The organism is Saccharopolyspora sp. MMCC62, assembly GCF_057736575.1.
Genome location: NZ_JBYKCM010000002.1, coordinates 480,170 through 500,080 on the forward strand (window position 1 = coordinate 480,170; position 19,911 = coordinate 500,080).

At 72.1% G+C, this 19,911-nt stretch carries 17 protein-coding genes; 7 read left to right on the forward strand and 10 right to left on the reverse strand.

The annotated features are described in order from the left end of the window. Window positions 1-28: 28 nt before the first annotated feature. From AC29IT_RS06455 to AC29IT_RS06465, 3 genes are read right to left on the reverse strand one after another with little or no spacing between them, the layout of a single operon-like run. Complete coding sequence (locus tag AC29IT_RS06455; protein WP_358445057.1) at window positions 29-847, reverse strand: carbohydrate ABC transporter permease; 819 nt, start codon at window positions 845-847, stop codon at window positions 29-31. Next, window positions 844-1,764 carry a carbohydrate ABC transporter permease gene (locus AC29IT_RS06460; RefSeq protein WP_488218132.1) on the reverse strand — a complete coding sequence of 307 codons (921 nt, stop codon included), beginning with the start codon at window positions 1,762-1,764 and terminating at the stop codon, window positions 844-846. The genes AC29IT_RS06455 and AC29IT_RS06460 overlap by 4 nt, the downstream gene beginning before the upstream one ends. Further along, window positions 1,710-3,029 carry an extracellular solute-binding protein gene (locus AC29IT_RS06465; protein ID WP_488218133.1) on the reverse strand — a complete coding sequence of 440 codons (1,320 nt, stop codon included), beginning with the start codon at window positions 3,027-3,029 and terminating at the stop codon, window positions 1,710-1,712. The genes AC29IT_RS06460 and AC29IT_RS06465 overlap by 55 nt, the downstream gene beginning before the upstream one ends. A 193-nt stretch (window positions 3,030-3,222) precedes the next feature. Here AC29IT_RS06465 and AC29IT_RS06470 point away from each other — a divergent pair, with 193 nt between their 5' ends. Then, window positions 3,223-4,437, forward strand: coding sequence for an ROK family transcriptional regulator (locus AC29IT_RS06470; protein WP_358445049.1), 1,215 nt, complete (start codon window positions 3,223-3,225; stop codon window positions 4,435-4,437). 182 nt (window positions 4,438-4,619) lie between these two features. On the opposite strand, the gene AC29IT_RS06475 is transcribed toward AC29IT_RS06470, so the two are convergent. From AC29IT_RS06475 to AC29IT_RS06495, 5 genes are all read right to left on the reverse strand, one after another. Next, window positions 4,620-5,600 (reverse strand): SGNH/GDSL hydrolase family protein, encoded by a 981-nt coding sequence (locus AC29IT_RS06475; protein WP_488218134.1) that lies wholly within the window; start codon window positions 5,598-5,600, stop codon window positions 4,620-4,622. Window positions 5,601-5,992: 392 nt separating this feature from the next. Further along, window positions 5,993-8,269, reverse strand: a complete 2,277-nt coding sequence (locus tag AC29IT_RS06480) for a bactofilin family protein (RefSeq protein ID WP_488218135.1) — start codon at window positions 8,267-8,269, stop codon at window positions 5,993-5,995. Window positions 8,270-8,589: 320 nt separating this feature from the next. Further along, the gene (locus AC29IT_RS06485; protein ID WP_488218136.1) at window positions 8,590-9,348 is read right to left on the reverse strand and encodes an amino acid ABC transporter ATP-binding protein; all 759 of its coding nucleotides are present in this window, start codon (window positions 9,346-9,348) and stop codon (window positions 8,590-8,592) included. Window positions 9,349-9,379: 31 nt separating this feature from the next. Beyond that, entirely contained in the window at window positions 9,380-10,207 is an 828-nt protein-coding gene (locus AC29IT_RS06490; RefSeq protein WP_358445039.1) for an amino acid ABC transporter permease, read from the reverse strand. A gap of 139 nt (window positions 10,208-10,346) precedes the next feature. Further along, on the reverse strand, window positions 10,347-11,153 hold the full coding sequence (locus AC29IT_RS06495) for a transporter substrate-binding domain-containing protein (RefSeq protein WP_358445036.1): 807 nt from the start codon (window positions 11,151-11,153) through the stop codon (window positions 10,347-10,349). A 473-nt stretch (window positions 11,154-11,626) separates the two neighbouring features. On the opposite strand from AC29IT_RS06495, the gene AC29IT_RS06500 reads away from it, so the two are divergent. Together AC29IT_RS06500 and AC29IT_RS06505 are read left to right on the forward strand one after the other, a co-directional pair. Next, entirely contained in the window at window positions 11,627-12,589 is a 963-nt protein-coding gene (locus AC29IT_RS06500; protein ID WP_358445035.1) for an endonuclease/exonuclease/phosphatase family protein, read from the forward strand. Between the two features lie 91 nt (window positions 12,590-12,680). Further along, entirely contained in the window at window positions 12,681-12,860 is a 180-nt protein-coding gene (locus tag AC29IT_RS06505; RefSeq protein ID WP_358445032.1) for a PspC domain-containing protein, read from the forward strand. Between the two features lie 49 nt (window positions 12,861-12,909). Here AC29IT_RS06505 and AC29IT_RS06510 read toward each other — a convergent pair whose 3' ends face one another. Continuing rightward, window positions 12,910-14,337 (reverse strand): M20/M25/M40 family metallo-hydrolase, encoded by a 1,428-nt coding sequence (locus AC29IT_RS06510; protein WP_358445029.1) that lies wholly within the window; start codon window positions 14,335-14,337, stop codon window positions 12,910-12,912. 494 nt (window positions 14,338-14,831) lie between these two features. Between AC29IT_RS06510 and pdhA the strand changes: the two genes are divergently transcribed. Genes pdhA through AC29IT_RS06525 form a run of 3 tightly spaced genes read left to right on the forward strand, consistent with a single transcriptional unit; the run spans window position 14,832 to window position 18,534 of the window. Then, on the forward strand, window positions 14,832-16,058 hold the full coding sequence (gene pdhA / locus AC29IT_RS06515; protein WP_488218137.1) for a pyruvate dehydrogenase (acetyl-transferring) E1 component subunit alpha: 1,227 nt from the start codon (window positions 14,832-14,834) through the stop codon (window positions 16,056-16,058). Beyond that, window positions 16,058-17,092 carry an alpha-ketoacid dehydrogenase subunit beta gene (locus AC29IT_RS06520; protein ID WP_488218138.1) on the forward strand — a complete coding sequence of 345 codons (1,035 nt, stop codon included), beginning with the start codon at window positions 16,058-16,060 and terminating at the stop codon, window positions 17,090-17,092. Before pdhA ends, AC29IT_RS06520 begins: the two co-directional genes overlap by 1 nt. Window positions 17,093-17,103: 11 nt before the next feature. Beyond that, complete coding sequence (locus AC29IT_RS06525; RefSeq protein ID WP_488218139.1) at window positions 17,104-18,534, forward strand: dihydrolipoamide acetyltransferase family protein; 1,431 nt, start codon at window positions 17,104-17,106, stop codon at window positions 18,532-18,534. Between the two features lie 99 nt (window positions 18,535-18,633). Here AC29IT_RS06525 and AC29IT_RS06530 read toward each other — a convergent pair whose 3' ends face one another. Next, window positions 18,634-18,840, reverse strand: coding sequence for a hypothetical protein (locus tag AC29IT_RS06530; RefSeq protein ID WP_224960509.1), 207 nt, complete (start codon window positions 18,838-18,840; stop codon window positions 18,634-18,636). Window positions 18,841-19,333: 493 nt separating this feature from the next. Here AC29IT_RS06530 and AC29IT_RS06535 point away from each other — a divergent pair, with 493 nt between their 5' ends. After that, window positions 19,334-19,864 carry a DUF4232 domain-containing protein gene (locus tag AC29IT_RS06535; protein WP_488218140.1) on the forward strand — a complete coding sequence of 177 codons (531 nt, stop codon included), beginning with the start codon at window positions 19,334-19,336 and terminating at the stop codon, window positions 19,862-19,864. Window positions 19,865-19,911: the final 47 nt, after the last annotated feature.

The window sequence follows — 19,911 nt, forward strand, 5'->3', positions numbered from 1 at the left end:
GCTCGTGCCACTTCCGCTCCCGCACACGTCATTTGATCGCCCCGGTGAGCGTGAACGCCCCGCCCAGCGACCGGGACACCAGCAGGTACAGCCCGATCACCGGTGCCGTGTAGAGGATCGAGTAGGCGGCGAGCTGCCCGTAGGCGATCAGCCCGCCCTGGCCGAAGAACGCGAACACCCCCACCGAGGCCGGCTGCTTCGCCGGGTCCAGCAGCAGCACGAACGGCACGAAGAAGTTCCCCCAGGCGTTGATGAACGTGAAGATCCCGACCACGCCCATGCCGGGGACGATCAGCGGCAGCACCACCGACCGCAGCGCCTGCATCGCCGAGGCCCCGTCCACCCAGGCGGCTTCCTCCAGGCTGATCGGCACGCCGTCCATGAAGTTCTTCGTCATCCAGATCGCCACCGGCAGCGAGGTCGCGGCCAGGAACAGCGTGGTGCCGAACATCGAATCGACCAGGTCCAGCCGGACGAACATGCTGTACACCGGCACCATCACCGCCGTGACCGGCAGCCCGGTCGCGAACAGCACGGTGTACAGGAACGGCCGCCGGAACCGGGACCGGTAGCGGGACAGCGGGTAGGCGCACAGCACCGCGGCCGACACCGAGATCAGCGCGGCACCGCCGGACAGCAGCAGCCCGTTCCACAGTGGACGGAGGCTGGTCTCCCAGTTCAGCACCTGCTCGAAGTTCCCCAGCGTGAACCGCTGCGGCACCGCGGCCGACAGCGGCGCCTCCGCGTCGAACGCGGCGGTGAGCAACCACAGCAGCGGCGCCAGGAACAGCAGCGCGATCACCCCGAGCAACGAGCCGACCAGCGCCGACTCGCCCCGGCGGCTCACACCTCCTCCCGCAGCGTGCGGGCGTACACCACGGCGAACAGCGCGCCGACCGCCAGCAGCACCAGCGAGATCGTGGCGCCGTAGCCGATCTCGTCCAGCTCGAAGGCCTCGTCGTACATCAGCAGCGGCAAGGTCTGCGTCGCATCCCCCGGACCGCCCGCGGTGAGCACGTAGATCAGCGTGAACACCCCCAGCGTCTGCAAGGTCACCAGCATCAGGTTGGTCAGCACCGAACGGCGGATCACCGGCAGCACCACGTGCCGGAAGCGGCGCAGCGCCCCCGCCCCGTCCACCTCGGCGGCCTCGGTGAGCTCGGTCGGCACCTCGGACAGCGCCGCCTGGTACACCAGCATCGAGAACGCGGTGCCGCGCCACGCGTTCCCCACCACGATCGCCAGCAGCGGCGCGCTGAACAACCAGTCCTGGCTCAACCCGACCGCGCCGAGCAGCGCGTTCAACGTGCCCTCCGGGTTCAGGAACGCGTACAGCGCGAACGCGGCCACCAGCTCCGGCAGCACCCACGCCGACACCACCGCCACGCCCACCGCGTTCCGCAGCACCCGGTTCCGGTTCCGGGTGAGCACCGCGATCAGCAGTCCCAGTCCGTTCTGCCCGATCACCGCGGAGCCGACGGTGAACACCACCGTCAGCCACGCCGAGTGCCACAGCGCCGGATCGGCGAACAAGCGGCGGAAGTTCGCCGGCCCCACGAACTCCGGCGAGGTCGCCGCCGCCCCGGTCAGCGCCGCGTTGGTGAACGAGACGTAGCCGCTCCACAGGATCGGACCCGCCACGAACAGGCCGAGCAGCAGCACCGCGGGGGCCATCGGCAGCATCCACCGCGACAGCACCCCGGCGCGCATCAGCCGCCCCGGGTCTCGTCCGGGCCCGCGATGCGCCGCACCTGCTCGGTCCACCGCCGGGACACCTGCTCCGGGTCCGCGCCGCCCGCGACGTCGAGCACCGATTGCTGGATCTCCTCGGAGATCTTCGGGTACTCCGGCAGCGTCGGCCGGTAGTGCGTGCCCTCCAGCAGGCCCAGCCAGAACTCGACCAGCGGGTTCGCCGCGGTGAGCCGCGGATCGGCCGCCGAGTCCTCCCGGGACGGGAGGTTCCCGGAGGACAGCGCGTACTCGGTGACGTTGTCCCGGTTCAGCGCGATCTTCAGGAACGCGAAGGCGTCGTCCTGCTTGCTGCCGGAGGCGCTCATCGCCAGCGTCCAGCCGCCGGACATCGACACCGTGCCGCCGCCGTCCTGCGCGGGCATCGGCGCGGCCGACATGGTCGCCGGCCAGTCCCGCCAGCCCGCGGATTCCCACTGCCCGGAGGCGAAGCTGCCGTCCAACCGCATCGCGACCTTCCCCTGCCGCGTGAGGTCGTCGCGGAGCTTCTTGTCGTACTGGGCGTCGGCGATCTGCGCGGGGCTCTGGGTGAGCCCTTCGCCGACGGCGGTGGACAGGAAGCGCATCGCCTCGGTGAAGCCCGCGTTCGGCGCGATCCACTTGCCGTCGTGCAGCGCACCGGTCCCGGTGCCGTGCAGCAGCATCAGCACCGTCTGCATGGTCACCGCTTCGCCCTCCGCCTTGCCCAGCGGCAGGTCCAGCCCGATCACGTCGGGGAACCGCTGCTTCACCCGGCGGGCGGCGTCGAGCACGTCGTCCCAGCCGTCCGGTTCCCAGTCGGCGGGCAGCCCGGCGCGGGCGAACAGGTCGCGGTTGAACCAGATGCCGCGGGTGTCGGTGTCCAGCGGGATGCCGTAGGTGCGGCCGTCCGCGGCGCGCCCGGCCTGCTTGGTGGTGTCGATGAAGTGGTCCCAGTCCGCCCAGCCGGCGAGCCGCTCGTCCAGCGGCGCCAGGTAGCCGGCGGCCACATCGGAGTTGACGGTGAAGCTGTCCTCGTAGAGCACGTCCGGCGCGGTCTTCGCGGAGCGCATCCGCAGCTGCAGCTTCGACAGGTACTCGCCCTCCGGGGCCACCACCGGGTTCAGCGCGACGTGCTTGCCCGGGTTCTCCTGCTCGTACTGCTGCTTCACCCGCTGCATCAACGCGTCGACCTGCGTCGAGTTCCCGTAGCGGTGGTAGGCCACGTCGATCGTGTCCGGGTCGTCGGCCGTCCCGCCGCCGCAGCCGGTGGCTGCCAGCACTGCGGCGATCAGGACCAGGGGTAATCGTCGGCGAGGCATCGATCCTCCCGGTGCGGGACTCGTCCCGGTAGCCGTCGCGGCCGCCCCGGTCGGGGACCGGCCGGTCTTCGATGAGCTGCGCGATCAGCTGACCCGCTCGGCGCTTGCGCCCGATGTGAGATCAGGATCACACTGCACCGTAATTCCATTCGATGAAGCAAGTCAACGACACGAGCGCCTCGGGAGCCCCCGCATGCGGCAGGAGTTCTGGCAGGGCACCAACCTCCCCCGGGTGGGCGGGTTCAACCGCGCGGTCGTGCTGGACGCGATCCGCGCGAACGGCGGCGTCAGCCGCGTCGAACTCGCCCGCAGGACCGGGCTCACCGCGCAGACCATGTCGAACATCGTGCGGGCGCTGATGGCCGACGGGCTCGTCACCGAGGACGGGCACGCGCCTTCCACCGGCGGCAAGCGGCGGGTGATGCTGCGGGTCGCGCCGGACGCGTACCAGTCGGTGGGCCTGCACCTGGACCCGGAGCGGATCACCGGGGTGCTGCTGGACCTGGACGGCCGGGTGCGGACGCGCAGCACCCGGCGGGTCGCCGCGGGCGCCTCCCCGGAGGCCGTCGTCGGCGCGCTCGCCCGCACCGTCGGGCACCTGGTGCGGCGGTCCGCGGCCGGGGACGGGCGGGTGCTCGGCGTGGGGCTCGCCGTGCCGGGCCCGGTGGACGACACCCACCGCCGGGTGTTCAGCCCGCCGAACCTGCCCGGCTGGCCCGACGTGCCGCTCGCCGACCTGGTGGAGGAGCGCGCCGGGCTGCCGGTCGTGATGGACAACGACGCCACCGCCGCGGCCATCGGGGAGCGGTGGTCCGGCGGTGCGGAACGCGCCGGCTCGTTCGTCTACGTCTACCTGGGATCGGGAGTGGGGCTGGGCGTGGTGCTCGGCGACCAGGTGTACCGGGGGATCAGCGGCAACGCCGGCGAGGTCGGGCACCTGCCCACCGGCACCGGCAAGGAGTGCGCGTGCGGCAAGCGCGGCTGCCTGGAGGCCTACTGCTCGATGCGGGCCGTCGTCGCCGAATGGACCGCGGCGGGCGGCGAGGACGGCGGGGCCTCGATCTCCGACGCGTACCAGCGGATCTGCCGGGACGCGGCGCGCGGTGACGCGAGCGCCGCGCGGCTGCTGCGGCAGGCCGCGGGCAGGCTCGGGCAGGCGCTGGCAACGGTGGTGAGCGTGCTGGACGTGGACCGGGTGGTGCTCGGTGGTCCCGCGCTGCGGCACGCCGGGGAGATCATCCGGGAGCGGGTGCGCAAGCAGCTGCTGGGCCAGGTCCGAGCGGCGCGGGCCCGGCCGGTGGAGGTGCACTCGGCGCTGATCGGGGAGGACGCGGGCGCGGTCGGTGCGGCGTCGCTGGTGCTGGACCACGCGTACTCGCCGCGGCTGGCGACGTTGCTGGGCGGGTAGTCGTCGCCGGGCAGGCAGGTCGTTGCCGGACAAGCAGGTCGTTGCCGGACAAGCAGGTCGTTGCCGGGCGGGCAGGTCGTTGCCGGACAAGCAGGTCGTTGCCGGGCGGGCAGATCGTTGCCGGGCGGGCAGGTCCGGCGCGGGTTCCGCCCGCCCCTCGGCGCGGGGCGGGCGGAACTCCGTCAGGCGTCGGCCCGCACCTCGTCGGCGGTCGTCCCGGCACCGTCCCGGACCGCCCCCGCGATGGCGTGCCCGAAGGCCGCCATGCCGCGGGCGTTCGGGTGCAGCGGCGCGGCCACCGAGGTCGGCAGCACGCCTTCCAGGTACTTCTCCTGCGGTGCCGCGCACACGTCGTGACCTTCGCTGACCGCGCCGATGTCCACGAACTCCGCGCCGTGCGCGGCCGCGCGCTCCCGCAGCATATCGCTCAACTTGTCCACATTGGACTGGATGTAGTCGGCGTCGCGGCCCCAGATCGGTTCCTTCGGGTAGCACCCGCCGGGTCGGACGTAGGTGCCGTAGCCCGCGACCACGACCTTCGCCCGCGGCGCGCGGGCCGCGATGCCGTCCAGCGCCGCGTCGAGGTCACCGGAGATGCCGTCGATGCGGGCCGCGAGTTCGTCGCCCTCCGCCGTGAACTTCGCGGCGCAGGACCGCCCGATCGGCTCGGGGAACGCGTTCAGGCAGCTGACCGCGGCGCCGACCAGGCCCACGTCGTTGCCGCCGATGGTGAGCGTGACCAGGTCGGTCCCGGGGTTCAGCGCGTCGAACTGCGGTGGCAGGAAACCGTGCTGGCGCCCGGTGAAGTCCTCGATCTCGGCGCCGGAGCAGGTCGCGTCGGTGAGCTCCGCGCCGAGCTCCTCGGCGACGACCCGCGGGTAGTTCCGGGTGGAGCGCAGGCAGGCCAGGTTCGGGTCCGGGCCGGGGATGAGCGGACCCGCGGCGGCGGAGTCGCCGAGCGCCACGTAGTCGATCGGTGCTGCGCTGACCGGTGCTGCGCTGACCGGTGCGGAGCCGACCGGCTCGGCGGCGTGCGCGGGCAGGGGCGTCAGCGCGCAGGCCGCCAGGGCGGCGGCCACGCCCCACCGGGCCGTCGGGCGGGGGCGCGCGGTGGTCCGGCCGAGGCGTCGTCGGCGGCCGGGAGCAGCGGGCGGGATGTCCACGGAGACCTCCGGGAAAGGGCGGGCAGGCCACTGTGATGTAGCACGATCACCCGCGAATTCCCGCCGCCGACGGGGTCATCCACCCCCATGATCAGCACATCGGGTGAACCCGACCCGACGCCCCCGTTCACCGACCCGGCCCGGAACCCCCGCACCGGATCGCGGTTCTCCCCGTCAGCGGCGGAGCCGAGGAGCGGCGACCACCCGAGGCACCGGCACCGCCGCGAGTGCTCGGCGTCCTGCTCGCGAGGACGGCGTCGTCCCACGTGGCGGAGCCACCCGCTCCCGCGGCGAGGAGGGCGCCGAGGTTCCGCGACCGGACCGCCGGACACCGGACGACCAGGCACCGCACCGGACGACCGGGCGACCGGATCCGGGAGTCCGTCGAAGGATCAGCGCTCCTCGCGGCGCAGGGCTCGGGTGATGCCTGCGGCCACCGTCGTGGCCAGCACCCAGCCCACCGCGATGAGCACCACGGTGATCCACTGCGAGTTCCCCTCGGCCCGCCACATCACGTCGTGCCCGAGGTTGATGATCGGCACCAGCTGGTCGACGGTGTACAGGAACGGGTTCCACACCGGATCGTCGTCGGCGTTGATCGGCTTCAGCTCGTGGTTGCTGAACCAGGCCGAGCCGGCCGCGGCGAACGCGAGCAGCCACAGCAGCGCCCGCAGCGGCCGGTACCCGTAGGCGACGGTGCTGCGCTGCAGCAGGCTCCACAGCCGCACGGGTGGTCGCAGCAGCAGCGGGGACGCCCCGGCCAGCGCCTGGTACCGGCGGCGCTGCTTCTCGATGAGGACCGTGACCGCGTGCTCTTCGTTGCCGTTGTTGCGGAACACGGTGGCGAGCTGGTCGTACGGCCCGGGCTGGTAGCGCCCGGAGGTGGCGCGCAGCCACGCGAGCCGTTCCCGGACCCGCGCCCCGTCGGTGGGTTCGATGGGGTGGCTGAGGTTGTAGTAGGTGAAGTCCTCGACGTCGACCCCGCCCTGCGCGTCCCAGGTCTCGGCGTTGTCGGCGAGCAGTTCGCACTGCGCCTGCCGCAGCACGACCCGGCCCTGCGGCGGGGCGCTGGGCAGCAGCGTCAACTCCTGCGCCACCAGACCGAAAGCGCCGAACGCGTTGGCGGAGGTCCCGTCGCCGAGCAGGCAGCCCCAGAAGTTGGCCTGCCTGCCGATGACGGCCCGCCGCAGCTGCACCTCGCCTTCGGCGCGGAACGGCCGGACGCCTTCCGCGCACACCAGGTCGCGTCCGATGTTCGCGGCCCGCAGGTCCAGCGAGGACTTGTAAGCCTTGCGGTGCCGGTGCCAGGCGGGCTTGAGCAGGTGCGCGGCCCGCAGGTCCACGTTGGCGCCGATGTCGGCGCCTTGCAGCTGCAGGGTTCCGGAGATGTCGGCCTCGCGGCAGTCGAAGTTGCTGCCGACCTGGATCCGGTTGGCCTGCAACGTGTCGGTGCGCGGCCCGACGAGGGTGGCGCCGGTGAGCTGGAAGCTGCCGTGCACCTTCACGTCCACCATGCGCATCTGCCCGCGCAGCACCGCTTTCGCCGCTTCGAGGTTGCCGAGCACCTCGGTGCCGTCGAGGTGCAGCGCGCGCATCGGCTGCTCCACGGACGCGGCGGCCGAGCGGGACCAGCTCAGGTCGATCTGCGCGCCCGCCATCCGCAGGTCGCCACCGATCCGGCTGCTGACCAGGCGGATCGTGCCGCCGCTGCGGAAGTTCTGGTCGAGCTGCACGTCGCCGCGCACTTCACCGCGGTCCAGCAGCAGGGTGCTGATCGGGTCGTCGTGCTGGGACTCGCCGCGCTTCGGCGGCGCCACCCCGGGTTCGAGCACGGCGTCCCGCAGCCGCAGGTCCCCTTCGATGTGCGCGCTGGGCAGGTACAGCAGTCCCGCGACGCTGAACGGTCCGCCGCCGATCGGGTCGACGTCGCCGCGGAAGCTGCCGCCGATCTGGATGCCGTTGGCGTTGATGGCGGTGCGGCCGCGGTTGCGCAGCGCTCCACCGGAGAAGTTGAGGTTGCCGCCGATCTTCGCGCCCGGGATCCGCACCTCCCCGGCCACCTTGAGCCGCAGCCCGAGCAGCGCCCCGGCGATCTCCAGCCGGTCCGCGTAGATGGCGCGGCCACCGGGGTTGCGCAGCTCGGAGTCGTTGAGCAGCAGCGAACCGCCGAGCTGGGCGTCGGCGAGGTCCACGATCCCGCCGATGCTGGTGCAGTTGCGCAGCACCGTGTCGTGGCTGGTGCGCAGGTTCCGCCCGTTCAGCCCGGGGAAGCGGCAGCCCCACAGCACCAGGCCGGCGAGCGTGGCCTGGCGCAGGTCGGGACGCATGTCGAAGCGGCAGCGCACGAACTCCAGCAGGTACGGCAGTTCCGCGGCGCGCAGGTCCAGCCTGCCGGTGATCACCGCGTCCTCGATGCGCACCACGGGTTGCTGCCCGCCGCGGCGCCAGAACGCGCGCCAGCCCTGCTCGTCCGGCGATTCGACGAGCTTGCGGGTGAGGTACTCGCCGCGGATCTCCCGTTCCGGGTCGAACATGTCGGCGTGCACGTCGAGCGGGACCACCGGGCCGTCGGGTCTGCGACCCCACGCCCTGCCCTGCCCGAGCAGGTCGTCGAGCCGCTGCTCGGCAGCGGTCGGTGCCCCGATGTTGTCCCACGGCCTGTTCGGCACGATCCCGCCCCCGACATCGAATCCGGCGAACCCAACGCAGCGTAGTAGATCAACTACCACCGACAGCTCAGACGCGTGAGTTCAGCTTGGGGTTGCGACGGGCTCATCCGACACCGCCGAGGGAGCGGAACGGCACACCGCCCGACGCCCGCGACACCACCGAACGTCCGAACAGGACTACTCCGGTGGGGATCGCGGCACCGGGTCGGCTGGACGACCGGGTGATCGCGGCTACGCACCGCAGCCGCGACCACCGCACCGCTGCGCCGCACGGGCGCACCGGAAATCCGGGAACTCCGGCGAACATCCGCCGGGCCGGGTCACTCCACCGGGCGGGCGTGCGTCGGGTCCAGCACCCGGGACAGGAAGGTCTTGGTGCGCTCCTCGGCGGGCGCGCCGATCACCTCGGCGGGCGGCCCCTGCTCGACGACGACGCCGCCGTCCATGAACAGCACCCGGTCGGCGACCTCGCGGGCGAACTGCATCTCGTGCGTCACCACCAGCATCGTCATGCCCTCGTCGGCGAGCCCGCGCATCACGCCGAGCACGTCGCCGACGAGCTCCGGGTCCAATGCGGACGTCGGCTCGTCGAACAGCATCACGTTGGGGTGCATGGACAACGCGCGCGCGATGGCGACCCGCTGCTGCTGGCCGCCGGAGAGCTGCGCGGGCAGCGCGTACTCCTTCTCGGCCAGCCCCACCCGCTCCAGGTTCTCCCGGGCGACGCGGTCGGCTTCGGCCCGGTCCCGGCGCAGCACCTTGCGCTGCGCCACGGTCAAGTTCTCCAGCACGCTCAGGTGCGCGAACAGGTTGAAGCCCTGGAACACCATGCCGATGTGCCTGCGCGCGGCGTCGATGTCGGTGTCCGGGTCGGTGACCTCGACCCCGTCCACCGCGATGCGCCCGGCGCTGGGCTCCTCCAGCAGGTTCACGCAGCGCAGCAGGGTGGACTTGCCGGAACCGGACGGCCCGATCACGCACACCACCTCGCCGCGGTCCACGGTCAGGTCGATGCCGCGCAGCACCTGCAACGAGCCGAACGCCTTGTCCAGCCCGGAAATCTCGATCATCGCGCTCATCCGGCGCCCCTCACTGCCTCGTCGTGGTCCGTCACTTGCCGCGGGCGGGCCGGCCGCCGCCGTAGCGGCGCTCCAACCGGTTCGACAGCCGCGACAGCGGAATCGTGATGATCAGGTAGCAGAGCCCGGCGAGCAGGATCGGCGTCAGCGACTGGTACTGGGTCAGCGCGCCGCGCCCGAACTTCGACAGCTCGTACTGGTTCGCGGACAGCCCCAGCAGGTAGATCAGCGACGAGTCCTTGGTGAGCAGGATCAGCTCGTTCGTCAACGGCGGCAGGATGATCCGGAACGCCTGCGGCATCACGACGGTCACCATGGTGCGCGCCGGGGACATGCCCAGCGAGCGCGCCGCCTCCACCTGGCCCGGCGGCACCGCCTGCACGCCGGCCCGGATCGTCTCCGCCATGTAGGCGGCGCCGACCAGCCCGAGGCTCAGCATCACCGTCGAGTAGATGTCGAAGACCAGCTGGAACGCGATCGGCACCCCGTAGCCGAGCGCGATGAACACCAGCAGCGCGGGCACCCCGCGGAAGAACTCGATGTAGGCGGTGGCGATCCACCGGTACGGCGCCACCGAGGACAACCGCATCAGCGCCAGCACCACGCCGACCACCAGGCCGAACGCGAAGCCCAGCGCGGTGTAGACGATGGTGTTGACCAGCGCCGTGGTGATGATCCCCGGGAACTGGGCGACGGCCACGTCCACGTTGAAGAACGCGTCGGCGATCTTGCCCCAGTCGGCGAGCAGCGCGACCAGCACGATCACCACCGCGAGGACGGCGTACTGCACGCCGCGGATCATGCGGGCGCGCTGCCGCTTGCTCGACCGCGGCTTCGCGGGCGTGTCGGTTGCTGCCATTCCTCAGACTCTCCCCGGACGGTTTCCTCGGCGCTGGGCTGGTGGTGGCGTGCGGCTGGTGGTGGCGTGCGGCGGGCCGGATCGGCGCCGCGCAGCAGCCGGGGCCGGGGCCTGCGGCTCCCGGCCCCGGCTGGGCACGTCACGGCTGGTTCGGGCCCTTGCCGAACCACTTCTCGTAGATCCGGTCGTACTCGCCGGATTCCCGCGCCTTGCGCAGCGAGTCGTCGATCTTCTGGACGAGCTGGGCGTTGCCGCGCTGGACGGCGATGCCGTAGACCTCGCCGGTGCTGTACTCGGCGGTGACCTCGGTGTCCGGGTTCTTCTTGGCGAAGTCGAGCATCACGCCGTTGTCGTTGATCCCGGCGTCGACCTTCCCGCTCTGCACCGCGTTCTGCAGCAGGCCCAGGTCTTCGTACTGGACGATCTCGTAGCCGTGCTCGGCCTTGTGCTGCTCGGCGTACTCCTCGCCGGTGGTGCCGAGGTGCACGCCGAGCTTCTTGCCGCGCAGCGCGGCCATGTCCGGGTAGGGGTTCTTCGAGTTGACCAGCAGCGCCTGCTTGGCGTCGAAGTACGGGTCGGAGAAGTCCATGTTCTGCTTGCGCGTATCGGTGATCGTGATCGCGGCGGCGGAGAGGTCGCACTTGCGCGTGTTGAGGACTTCCCCGGACTGGATGCCCTCGAACGGCGAGTCGAAGAACGTCTGCTCCAGCCCGAGGTCGCGGGCGACGAGGTCCACCAGCTCCACGTCGAAGCCGACGGTCTTGCCGCCCTCCTCGAACTGGAACGGCGGGTACGGCAGCTGGGTGCAGGTCGTGAGCTTGCCCGGCTCCACGAAGCGGAGCTCCCCGTCGGCACCGGTGGGCGCGATGGACTGCGCGCAGCCCGCCGCGGTCAGCACCAGCGCGGGCAGCAGGGCGAGAGCTCTCCAGGTGGTCCGACGCGCCACGATGTCACTCCTAGTAGGTGATTACGCGAGTGCTGAGATGGTGCCACCCGAACGGGGTCAAGTCTCGGCTCTCGATGTTGCGAAGCTGTCAAATTTTTCCGCGCCGGTCACCGGACCCCGCGGAGTCCGCACCACCGAGCCGTTCGACCTTGCGCGAGCACCACCCCCGACGGGCGGTTCTTGCCGGTCGAGCCGAGCCGAGGCTCAGTTTCATGCGCGGGACGCCCCTGGTCAACAGGGAATTCACCATCGAATCCCTCCCGGAATGTGAGAGAAATCTTGTTGCCCCGGCAAGCGTGGGCCGTTCGCCGGAGATCGCTGCGCCGACCGCCGCCGCGTTCCGCCGATCACGGACGGTGTTCGCGCACCGCCGTTGGAGGGATCCGGGCAGCGGTTGCCGGACAACCCCACGTTCGGCCCCTGCCGCGGTTCGCCGAGCTTCGGCACACTCCGCCGCCGAGGAGGCGATGCCGATGACCGACGACCGGACGCCCTGCCCCCGCACCACCACTCCGCCCGCAGCTCCGCCCACCGCTGCCCCGACCGCACCACCGGGTCGACCGCCCGCGCGGCGGCTCGCGATCGCGGGCGCGCTGCTGGCCTGCGCCGGGTTCGCGCCCGCCCTGACCGGAGCCACCGCGGCCGCCCAGCCGAGCGCGGCAGCCCCGCCGAGCACCGCGACCCGATCCATCGCCGCAGCCCAGCCGGCCGCCGCAACCCAGCCGTCCCAGGCGATCCGCCCCGCCGAGCCACCGGCGCGGGACGGCGCACCGCTGGACGTGCTCCAGCTGAACCTCTGCCACCGGGACACCGCGGGCTGCTCCACCCACGAGGACACCGCGGTGCGCTCCGGGATCGCGGCGATCCAGCAGCGCGAACCGGACGTGGTCACGCTCAACGAGGTCTGCGCGCACGACATCACCACGATGTCCCGCGAGACCGGCTACCGCGCCGAGTTCACCCCCGAGCTGACCGCGGACGCCGCACCGGTGCGCTGCGCCGACGGCCGCGGCGATCACGGGATCGCGGTGCTGACCCACCGCGACCTGGGCGCGCTGGACGGCGCGGTCGTGGAGCGCGGCTTCGCGGCGCAGGACGCGGGCCCCGCCCGGCGGGTGCTGCTGTGCGCTCCGTTCCCCGCGCTGTCGGCCTGCACCGCGCAGCTGTCGGACGCCGATCCGGCGATCGCCCGGCAGCAGTGCGCCGAGCTGGTGCGCGCGGCGGTGGACGTCGGCAGGCCGGCGGTGATCGGCGGCGACCTCAACCTGACCGCGGACGCGGACGTGCGCGGCTGCCTGCCCGCGGAGTGGTCGCACGCCGGGGACGGCGCGGTGCAGCACGTGTTCGCGGACAGCGGGTTCGCGTTCGTGCGCAGCGAGAACCTGCCGGTGGACGGCAGCTCGCACCCGGGCCTGCTGGCCGAGCTCGCCAGGTGAGCGGGAATCTCCGGGTATCCCCTGAGGCGGACTGATCCTCGATCAGGCACGCTGGAACGAAGATCGCGAAACTTCCAGGAGGAATCAGTCGATGAACCTGTCCCGTCCCCAGCACGACAAGTGGATCGCCGGCGTCTGCTCCGGCCTCGCCGCGCGCTTCGGCCTCAGCAAGGGACTGGTGCGATTCCTGTTCATCCTGTCCTGCCTGCTGCCCGGCACGCAGGTCATCGTCTACATCGTGCTGTGGATCCTGATGCCGAAGAGCAGCTGACTCCGGACGCCCGCCCGAGCACCGGCCCGGGCGGGCGCCACCGGTCCGATCAGCGCCGGGCGTGCGCGTCCAGCGCGTACGCGATCGCCGTGGTGATCTTCGCGGCGAAGTCCAGGTGCAGCGACTCGTCCGGCACGTGCGCGTTGCTGCCCGGCCCGAGCGCCCCCGTCACCACGAACTGCGCGTCCGGGTAGGCCCCCTGCAGCAGCCCCATCAGCGGGATGGAGCCGCCGAGGCCCATCGTCGCCCACGGCGCGCCGAACACGTCCTCGCTCACCGCGTCCAGCGCGGTCTCCAGCCACGGCTCGGTGTCCGGCGCGTTCCAGCCCGCCGCGCCGTCCGACAGCGGGAACGTCACCTCGGCGCCGTAGGGCACGTCCGTGGACAGCGCCGTGCGCAGCGCCGCCAGCGCCAGCTCCGGGTCGGTCGTCGGCGGGGTCCGCACGCTCAGGGCCAGCGTCGTGGACGGCCGCAGCACGTTGCCCGCGTCCGGCAGCGACGGCAGGCCCTCCGCGCCGATCACCGAGACGGTGGGGCGCCAGGTGTTGTTCAGCGCCAGCTCCACCTCGTCCTCGGAGACCCAGCGCATCCCCTCCCGCGCGGGAACCGAGTCGCGGATCAGGCCGGGCGCCGCGGCCACCGCGGCCCGCGCCTGCGCCACCCGGTTCGCCGGGATCTCCGCGTTCAGCTCCGGCAGCAGCACCTCGCCCGTCGCCGAGTCCTCGATGCGGTCCAGCAGGGCGCGCAGCACGCGGAACGAGCTGGGGACGATGCCGCTGGCGGTGCCCGAGTGCTGGCCGCCGTCGAGCACCCGCACCTGCACGCCCACCCGCACGTCGCCGCGCAGCGAGGTGGTCAGCCACATCCGGTCGTAGTCCGCGGCGCCCGAGTCCAGGCACACCACCAGCGACACGGCGCCGAGCCGGTCCGCGAGGTGCTCCAGGTAGGCGGCCATGTCCGGGCTGCCGGACTCCTCGCCGGTCTCCAGCAGCAGCACGCAGCGCGCGTGCGCGCCCCCGTGCGCGCGGATCGACTCGATCGCGGTGATCGCGGCGTAGGCGGCGTAGCCGTCGTCGACGCTGCCGCGGCCGTAGAGCCTGCCGTCGCGGATCACCGGCGTCCACGGGTCCAGGCCCTCCGACCAGCCACCGACCGGCGGCTGCTTGTCCAGGTGGCCGTAGAGCAGCACGGTGTCCTGCGAGCCCGCCTCCGGCACCGGCTCGGTCGCCGGGACGTCCACCAGCAGCAGCGGGGTGCGCTCCGGCAGCCGCACCACGTCCAGCCGCACGCCGGGGATATCCCGGGCGGTGATCCACTCCTGCACGTGCGCGATGGCCGCGTCGAGCTGACCGGCCGACTCCCACTCCGCGTCGTAGGCGGGCGAGACCGCCGGGATCCGGACGAGTTCGGAGAGGCTCGGCAGGACGGAGTCCTGCCACGCCTGTTCAACGGCGGTGCGCACGGCGGAACGATCCATGCCGCGATCGTATGCCCGGGCCCGCACGGCCGACCCGCGCCGGGTGCGCCGGCGGGCTCCCGCGGACGAGGCGCGACGGCGTCACCGACCGTGACGGAGGCGCGCGCAGGTTCACGCGGGCCAGTTCGCCGACCGCCCGACCGTGGCTGGCGTGTTCTCGAAACCGCAGATCATCAGTGCTCCGCAGTATCGGTACCGCGACGGTCCCGACGGCGTTAGTCGGAACCCCATTGCTTGGATGACCTGCGATTTCCGCGTCAAGGACCGGAAGCTACGGTTCCGTAGGGAACGATCTCCGCGACCTCGCGAACTGAGATCGTCCCTGTGGCAGGGCTCACTGAATCGGCGGTACGCGTGCCAGGATGGCCAGGAGCGATCCAACCCACCCCGCCCGACCACCCGCACGGCCCCGACCCGGGCCTGCGGAGCACGAGCGGGGTACCCGGACCACGTCGCCACAAGCGACCGGCCCGGCGCGACACGAGGAGATCCGCATGTCCCCGGAACACTGGACGCCACCAGCCCATCCAGCCGACGACGGCGTCACCACCGAGCCCCCTGCCGCTACCGCAGCGAAACCCACACGGGAGCAGGTGATCGCCGGTTTGCGCGCGACGAGCGAGGGCGGAGCTGATCTCGTTCAGCTCCTCACCCCGGAAGGCCAGCGGGTCTCGCACCCGGACTTCGACATCGACTTCACCGCGGAGCAGCTCCGCGACCTGTACCGGGACATGGTGCTGGTCCGGCGCTTCGACCGGGAGGGCAACGCCCTGCAGCGGCAGGGCCAGCTGGGCATCTGGGTGCCGCTGCTCGGCCAGGAGGCCGCCCAGGTCGGTGCGGGCCGCGCGATGCGCCCCCGCGACATGGCCTTCCCCAGCTACCGCGAGCACGGCGTCGCCTGGTGCCGCGGGCTGGACCCGACCGAGCTGCTCGGCATCTTCCGCGGGACCGACCACGGCAGCTGGGACCCGCTGAGCACCGGGTTCCACCTCTACACGATCGTCATCGGCAACCAGGCGCTCAACGCGACCGGGTACGCGATGGGGCAGAAGTTCGACGGCAAGGTCGGCGACGACGACGGCGAAGCGACCATGGTGTTCTTCGGCGACGGCGCCACCAGCCAGGGCGACGTGCACGAGGCGATGGTGTGGGGCTCGGTGTACGACGCGCCGCTGGTGCTGTTCTGCCAGAACAACCAGTGGGCGATCTCCGAGCCGCTGGAGCGCCAGACGCGGGTTCCGCTGTACCGGCGCGCGGAGGGCTACGGCTTCCCCGGCATCCGCGTCGACGGCAACGACGTGCTCGCCACCCTCGCCGTGTCCAAGTGGGCGCTGGACGAGTGCAGGCACGGCAACGGGCCGGTGCTGATCGAGGCGTTCACCTACCGGATGGACGCGCACACCACCACCGACGACCCGACCCGCTACCGGCTCACCGACGAGCTGGAGGCGTGGAAGCTGAAGGACCCGATCGAACGGCTCCGGGTGCACCTGGTGCGCGAGCACGACGCCGGGCAGGACTTCTTCGACGAGGTGCAGGCCGAGTCCGACGCGCTCGCCGCCCGGTTCCGCGAGTTCTGCTTCGCGATGCCCGAACCCGACCCGTCCCGGATCTTCTCCGAGGTCTACGCGGAGGAGAGCCCGGTCGTGGCCGCGCAGCGCGACGAGCAGCTGCGCTACCTCGACGGGTTCGCCGAGCCCGCGCAGGGAGGTGCGCACTGATGGCGGCACCCGCGATGGAACGGACCGACGTCAACGACGGCAGCACGGGCCGGTCGTCCGTGCAGACCACGACGATGGCGAAGAGCCTCAACCTGGCGATGCGCTCGGCGCTGGAATCGGACCCGAAGGTCCTGGTCATGGGGGAGGACGTCGGCAAGCTCGGCGGCGTCTTCCGCGTCACCGACGGCCTGCAGAAGGACTTCGGCGAGCACCGCGTGCTGGACACGCCGCTGGCCGAGTCGGGGATCATCGGCACCGCCGTGGGCCTCGCGATCCGCGGCTACCGGCCGGTGTGCGAGATCCAGTTCGACGGGTTCATCTTCCCCGGCTACGACCAGATCGTCTCGCAGCTGGCGAAGCTGCACTTCCGCAGCCAGGGCAAGATCGAGATGCCGGTGGTGGTGCGGGTGCCCTTCGGCGGCGGCATCGGCGCGGTCGAGCACCACTCCGAATCCCCGGAGTCGCTGTTCGCGCACGTGGCGGGGCTGAAGGTGGTGGCCTGCTCGAACCCGGCGGACGCGTACTGGATGCTGCGGCAGGCCATCGCCTGCGACGACCCGGTGCTGTTCTTCGAACCGAAGCGGCGCTACTACGAGAAGGCGGAGCTGGACACCGAGGCGGAGCCGCCGCCGCTGTTCACCTCCCGCGTGCTGCGGCGGGGTTCGGCGGCGACGATCGCGACCTACGGGCCGACGGTGCACACCTGCCTGGCCGCGGCGAGCGCCGCCGCCGAGGAGGGCACCGAGCTGGAGGTCATCGACCTGCGCAGCCTGTCCCCGCTGGACCTGGAGCCGGTGTTCGAGTCGGTGCGCCGCACCGGCCGGCTGGTGCTGGCCAGCGAGGCTCCGGCGGAGTCCTCGGTCACCTCGGAGATCTCCGCGCGGGTGCAGCAGGAGTGCTTCTACTCGCTGGAGGCACCGGTGCTGCGGGTGACGGGCTTCGATGTGCCCTACCCGCCGACGAAGCTGGAGAAGCACTACCTGCCGGACCTCGACCGGGTGCTCGACGCCGTCGACCGCTCGCTGGCCTTCTGAGGGAGCCTGGGATGCCGCAACTCAAGCACTTCCCGCTGCCGGACGTCGGCGAAGGCCTCACCGAAGCCGAGATCCTCGGCTGGAAGGTGCAGCCGGGCGACTCGGTGACGGTCAACCAGGTGTTCGTGGAGATCGAGACGGCGAAGGCGGCCGTGGAACTGCCGTGCGCCTACGAGGGCAAGGTCGTCGAGCTGCTCGCCGAACCGGGCCAGACCGTCGAGGTCGGCACGCCGATCATCTCGATCGACGTGGACCCGGACGGCGCCGCGCCGGGTGAACCCGAACCTGACTCGTCCGGGGAGGCGTCCGGCGAGGCGAAGACCCTGGTCGGGTACGGGCCGCAGGCGACGAGCTCGAAGCGCCGCCCGCGCAAGGCCGCCGCCGCGACGGTGCCGGCCGGGACCGCGGTGTCGGCCGGGACGGCGCAGCAGGCGCTGCAAGGTGCGATGGCGGGGTCGCTCGCGTCCCCCGCCGTCCCCGCGCAGGCCACCGCGCCCGCCGCACCCGCGCCGGAACCACCCGCGCCGGAACCGCCCGCGCCCGCCGCGGCCCCGGCGGGTGCGCCCGCACGGGGTTCGGTGCCGCTGGCGAAGCCGCCGGTCCGCAAGCTCGCCAAGGACCTCGGCGTGGACCTGCGGGCGCTCGCCGGCTCGGGCGCGGGCGGGGTGATCACCCGCAAGGACGTGGAGTCCGCCTCGGCCCCGGCCGAACCGGCTGCTACTCCGGCCGCGGCTCCGGCGGGTGCGCGGGAACGCCGGGTGCCGATCAAGGGCGTCCGCAAGGCCACCGCGCAGGCGATGGTGCGGAGCGCGTTCACCGCACCGCACGTCACGGAGTTCCTCACCGTCGACGTGACGCCGATGATGGAGCTGCGGCAGCGGCTGAAGTCGCACCCCGAGTTCCAGGGCGTGAAGCTCACGCCGCTGGCGTTCGCCGCGAAGGCGCTGTGCCTGGCGGTGCGCCGCACTCCGGACGTGAACGCCACCTGGGACGAGCAGGCCGGCGAGATCGTCTACAAGGACTACGTGCACCTGGGCATCGCGGCCGCCACGCCGCGCGGCCTGGTGGTGCCCAACGTCCGGGACGCGGACGGCATGTCGCTGCGGGAGCTCGCGGCGGCGCTGGAAGCGCTGACCACGACCGCGCGGGAGGGCAGGACCACGCCCGCCGAGATGACCGGCGGCACGATCACGATCACCAACGTGGGCGTGTTCGGCGTGGACACCGGGACGCCCATCCTCAACCCGGGCGAGTCGGCGATCCTCGCGTTCGGCGCGATCCGGGACATGCCGTGGGTGGTGGACGGCCAGGTGGTGCCGCGCAAGGTGTGCCAGCTGGCGCTGAGCTTCGACCACCGGGCGGTCGACGGCCAGCAGGGTTCGCAGTTCCTGGCGGACGTCGGCGCGCTGCTGGCCGACCCGGCGACGGCGATCACCTACTGATCACCTGCTGATCGGCTGCCGGTCGCGCTGCTGACGACGGCCGGGGTGCGCGTGCACCCCGGCCGTTCGTGCGCGGTGCGGGTGTTCCCGCCCCGGCGCTCAGTCCTCCTTGCGGCGGCGGCCGCCGGAGCGGGCACCGCCCCCGTTCGCGGCCGCGTTCTGCCGGGCCGCGCCGTCGGACTCGGCGGACCCGCCGCCGAAGTCGAAGCTGTGCGAGTCGAACTCGTGCACGTCGATGTCCGGCAGACCGCCGAGCTCGTTGTTCAGCTCGCCGAAGATCGGCGTTCCTGGATCGGGCTTGTTCACCGCTTCGCCCTCCCGTTTCGTTCTCGAAGCCGTGTTGCTGAGGTCGAGCCGGCACCGCACGGCACCGGACTCGTGGCGCGACCGGCTCTCCCAGCCGATGGCACCGGTGAGCCCACGCGCTCACCGTGCCGATCAAACGCGAACTAGTCCGTTCGCCTCGCGCCGACCGCTGATGTTCATTCCTTCGGGCGTGTACATGATGCCTCGCAGCGCTCCGGAGGACGCACACCCCTGGAACTTTCCCTCCCACATTCCAACATCGGGCCCGCGTCGAGCATTCCCCGAGTGGTGTTCGCCACGCTCCGGCAACCTCGCGCGGGAGCGGCAGCAAACCCCGAGTCAACAGGCGGAAGCCCGACCTCGAGGGGAAATCCAGTGATCTAGCTCACTCGGAGTCAACGCCGGGGGTCGCTCAAACATCACTCGAACGTGTGGCTGCGATGGACGGTTCCCGTCGGGGGGACCGCGCAGCGGCACCGGGGAGATGAATCCGATGTTCCGCACCAAGCACGGCAAGATCGCCGCCATCCTCGGGTCCGCGCTGTTCGCCGGAGTCGCGGTCGCGGGCACGGCCCAGGCCATGCCGCACGACCACCCGAACTACGACGAGTACTGCACCCCCGAGCAGGTCGACGTCACCATCGGGCCGCTGGACCACGCGATGATGCACGAGGGCGGCGACGTCCGGTTCAGCGCGAAGCCCGGCCAGAGCTGCCTGCTCGGCGGCGCCCCCGGCCTGAACTTCCTGGACGTGCAGGGCGATTCCGCGCAGATCCCCACCCGCTACCCCAGCGGCGAGGCCGAGGTGCACCGCGTCGACGAGGACCACCCGGTCTCGGCCGGTTTCAGCTACCTGGTGACCGACCCGAACACCGGCAACAGCATCCCCGGGTCCGTGCCCGGCGCCCTGGAGATCTCGTTCCCCGGCCCGGTCAGCCCGTACAGCGTGACCCTGCCCTGGAACGGCGCCACCGTCCCCGGCCCGGTCACCGTCACCAACCTGAACCCGCAGACCCAGGCCTGACGACGGGTCGCCGCCTCGGGGCAGGCGGCGACCCCAGCATCGATCAG